The organism is Deltaproteobacteria bacterium, from assembly GCA_016875225.1.
Lineage (GTDB): Bacteria > Myxococcota_A > UBA9160 > SZUA-336 > SZUA-336 > VGRW01.
The window spans coordinates 1-2,708 of record VGRW01000163.1 but is presented as its reverse complement, the minus strand read 5'-3'; the positions used below and the strand labels follow the sequence as shown (position 1 = coordinate 2,708).

General features: G+C 69.6%; 2 protein-coding genes. Both read right to left on the bottom strand.

All coding sequences use genetic code 11. The annotated features are described in order from the left end of the window. The coding region (locus FJ108_18385; GenBank protein ID MBM4337861.1) for an FtsX-like permease family protein at positions 1-1,826 on the bottom strand (1,826 nt) is incomplete at its 3' end. Next, on the bottom strand, positions 1,823-2,542 hold the full coding sequence (locus FJ108_18380) for an ABC transporter ATP-binding protein (protein MBM4337860.1): 720 nt from the start codon (positions 2,540-2,542) through the stop codon (positions 1,823-1,825). The genes FJ108_18385 and FJ108_18380, both read right to left, overlap by 4 nt. Between the last annotated feature and the right edge of the window lie 166 nt (positions 2,543-2,708).

The window sequence follows — 2,708 nt, the reverse complement described above, 5'->3', positions numbered from 1 at the left end:
TCGGTCGGCGGGGTATCGTCGGGATGGAGCGCACCGCGCCGCAGCAGGACACGTGAAGACACCGCCTGCGCGGGGATCTCGAGCCCGCCGACTGGAATCGTCGCCGTGAAGAACAGCGCGAGATCATCGACACCGGGGGTCTCGCGGATGGCCTCGACCAAGGGCTGCGCGATCGATTCGCCACCGAAGCCCGAATTCGGTGCGCCCGCGTAGATCGCGGCCGACCCGTCGAACCGCCGCGCGACCCATTCGTCCATCGAACCGACCGCGCTCTGGACGATGCTCAGGAGTCCGACGAGCAGGCCGACGACGGTCGCGATCGCGGCCATCGAGGTCGCCGCGCCCACCGGTCGCGCGAGGATCGACAGGCCGATCAGGCCGCCGATGCGAGGAGCCCGCGCGAGCAGCGGTCGAGAGCTCGAAACGAGCTGGCGCAGAACGTCCGTCCCCGAGAGGATCAGAGCGAGTAGCCCGAGCAAGACGATCCAGAGCAGGCGGGACAGTGCGCCCATCGCGCCCGGCGCGAAACAGAGCGCCGCGATCGCGATCGCGGTTGCCGCCACGTGAAGAAGCGACCTCCGTCGAACCGGACCGACGCCCTCCGGCGCCTGGCTGTTCGTCATGACCGCGAGCGGCGAGCTCCGCGCCACGCGCAGCGCTGGCGGAATCGCCGCCGCGAGCGCGACGCCGAGCCAGACGGTGAAGGCCATCGCCAGGGTGGATGGCGCGAGCGAGAGGGCATCGATCTCGACGTCTCCGATGTGCTCCGACAGAAGCGAGAACGCCCGCACCAGAGTGGGCGACAGAAGCACTCCGCCGCTCATGCCCACGACGACTCCGAGCGCGGACAGGAAGAGCGCGTCCAGCAGCACCAGCGCGAAGAGCCCGCGCGTCGTCACGCCCACGCACTGCATCAGCGCCAGCCGCCGCACGCGCGCTCGGACGAGCTGCGAGATCGCCGCGTACGAGAGGACCGACGCGAGCAGGATGCCGAGGGCGGGTACGCTCCAGAGCAGCGCGTCCAGCGTTCCGAAGATCGCCTGCACCACGCCCTCCGACCGCGTCGCTCGCCGCACCGTCGCTCGCGACCCGATCGCCGTCTGCACGCGCTCGATCACCTGCTCGCGCTCGTCGCGCTCGACGACGAGGTCGATCCGATCGACGAAGCCTTCAGCAGCGACGAGCTGCTGCAAGGCATACACGTCCATGACTGCGATCTGCCCGCGGTAGGCGCGTCCGAAATCCCCGTCGGTGATCAGGCCCGCGATCTCGAGCTCGTGCCCGCCGGTAGCCGCGCGTATCGGCAGGGTCGCCCCGAGCTCGAGGCCGAGCCGCTGCGCCAGCGTCGCAGTGATCAGGATCGAGTCGGGGCTTGCGAGCAGTGAGAGGGGGTCGCGGATGACCGCCTTCTCCCTCTCGACCTCGAAGTCGAAGCTCTTGCGCTCGGCCAACAGATCGACGCCGAGCACGTGGAGGGGCACACCCGCCGGATCGGACGTGACGATCCGGACGGTCTCGCCGATCAGCGGCGATGCCTCGAGCACGCCGGGGACCGAGCGGACCCGCTCGACAAGCTCCTCGGCAACTCCGCGCTTCGGTCCGATGACCTCGACATCGGACGCTCCGACGAGAGCAGATGCGGTGCGGACGAGCTCCACGCGCACGCTTCGCGAGGCGACCTCGACCGCGACGGCGAGCGCGGCGCTAGTCGCCACCGCACCGATCGCGAGCGCCGCCAGTCCTCTGTGGCGAAACAGGTTCATTCGCCGGGATATCGTCAGATAGGTGAGCGCGGTGGCGATGCGCTCGCCGACGACGGATCTCACTCGGCGCTCCTGCCCGCCCCTGGTTCGGGAAGCGCTCCCGTGTCGGAGACGATTCGTCCATCCCGGAGTTCGACGACCCGACTCACGTAGGCCGTCGCATCCGGGTCGTGAGTGACCATCAGGGTGGTCGTGCCGTGCTTCCGCGAGAGGTCGCGCAGGAGCATCCAGATCCTGATTCCCGACTCGCTGTCGAGGTTGCCCGTCGGCTCGTCCGCGAGCACCACGTCGGGCCGGATCGCGAGCGCGCGCGCGATCGCGACTCGCTGCTGCTCCCCGCCCGAGAGCTGATCGGGGAAGTCGTCGCGGCGCTCGCCGAGACCGACTTCATCGAGCAGCTCGTCGACGCGCGCGGTGGTCTCTCGCTGGCTCGTGCCGTCGAGCCCGAGCGGAAATGCGATGTTCTCGGCGATGCTCAGCATGTCGAGCAGGTTGAAGGACTGGAAGATCACGCCGCATCGCCGCCGGCGATAGAGCGCGGCCTCACCGCGCGTGAGGCTCGAGAGGTCCGTCTCGCCGACGCGAACGCTCCCGGATTCGGGGTCGATCAGCCCGGCAAGAACGTGCAGCAGGCTGCTCTTTCCGCTTCCCGACTTGCCGCGCACGCACAGGAACTGACCGCGAGGAACCGCGAGGTCGACACCATCGAGCGCAACACGCCGCCCCGACCCCGCGGGGTAGACGACTCGGAGGCTGCGTACGTCGATGAAGCTCGGCATGCGGTGATCGGGGCGCGCTGCGTCCCGATCGCAGAGAAGCAAGTTCGGGTCCGGGCTCTCATGCGCCCCGGGCGCGCCCTGCGCTCCGCACGCGCGGCGCACGTCCTAAGGCCGCCAGAATCGGTCGCCGCTGGCGCGCGCAGCTACATGCAGGCTTGGAGCGGGG